This window comes from Subtercola sp. Z020, from assembly GCF_002931235.1.
Classification (GTDB): domain Bacteria; phylum Actinomycetota; class Actinomycetes; order Actinomycetales; family Microbacteriaceae; genus Subtercola.
The window spans coordinates 1-1,205 of record NZ_PSTT01000154.1 but is presented as its reverse complement, the minus strand read 5'-3'; the positions used below and the strand labels follow the sequence as shown (position 1 = coordinate 1,205).

Here is a 1,205-nt window from a genome sequence, read left to right as displayed (position 1 = left end):
CGGGTGCGCCGTGGGCGGGTGCGCCGGGTGCACCGTGTGCGGGTGCGGGTGCGGGTGCGTGTGCGTCGCAGGCTGCCCGTTCCAGCGTCACAGCAGGCCCGTCTGCCCGGCGACCGACCGAGCGTCGGGGGCGAAGACGTCGAGCACGAAGTCCTCCTCGAGGTGGTGGGCCGACCGGGTCCAGCCGGCGGTGGCCGCCACCTCGGCGATCACGCGGTGCACGCCATCGCCGGACTGGAGGTAGTCGGCGACCGGGTGCCGCCAGTGGCACGCGACGAACACGCCGTCGGGCCGGAGGGATGCCGCGACCCCGTCGAGCACGCGGCGGAGGGTGGCCTCGTCGAAGTAGTAGCCGACTTCCGAGAGCAGAATGAGGTCGAACGGCCCGGCGCCGGCGGGGAAGGTCTCGGCGACATCCAGCACCGCGAGTTCGACGTGCGGGTCGGTGGCCAGGCGCTGGCGGGCGCGCTCGATCGCCGCGGGGGCGATGTCGACACCGAGCAGCCGGTCTGTGCGGGGCGCGAGCTGGGCGGTGAGAACGCCGATCGAGCATCCGATCTCGAAAGTGTTCTCGAAATGCGCGCGGGGGAGGGCGGCGAGGGTGACGGCGCGCTTCCGTTCTTCGTACCAGCGGTCGGTGAAGCCCCAGGGGTCGTCGTGGCGGGCGTAGGTGTCGTCGAAGTAGTCGGCGGTGAGCTGCGGGGTGCGCTTCTCCGGGCCGCGGTGCTGGGGACTCTCGGACACGATGAAGACCTCCCGGTCGTGGTCGAAGTTCTGCAGGAAGGTGGGGTTCAGCAGCGCCTCGTCTCCGGGAGAGGAGGAGAGCGGCGCGGTCTGCGAACGGTGGGCGGCGATTGCGGCGAGCTTGGCGGCACGGATGTCGCGGGGCACGGGCAGGGCGGTGAACGAACTCCAGGGGGCGGCGGTCTCCGCCCCGGCGGCGGCGCTCGGCGCGCCCCAGTGCCACAGCCAGATCGGGTACTCCACGAGGCGGACGGTACCGCCCGCGGGCCCGGCGGCGGGTGCGGGTGCGGCGGCCATTGCGGCGGCCAGTGCGGCGCAGACCTCGCCGACGACGCGGTGGTCGCGGTGGCCGTCGCCGCGCCAGGGGCAGACGAGCAGCGTGTGCGTGCCGGCGGCCGGGGCGGGGTGGGTCAGAGCGGCGGGGGCTGAGCCGGCGAAGGCGGCGCCGGGTGCTGTGGAGG

Annotated in this window: 1 protein-coding gene; it reads right to left on the bottom strand. The window is 74.3% G+C overall.

Annotated features, from left to right (window positions below; translation table 11 throughout):
* Positions 1 to 87 precede the first annotated feature (87 nt).
* Positions 88 to 1,205: class I SAM-dependent methyltransferase (locus C5B96_RS16940; RefSeq protein WP_104246527.1), on the bottom strand; the 1,118-nt coding region annotated here is incomplete at its 5' end.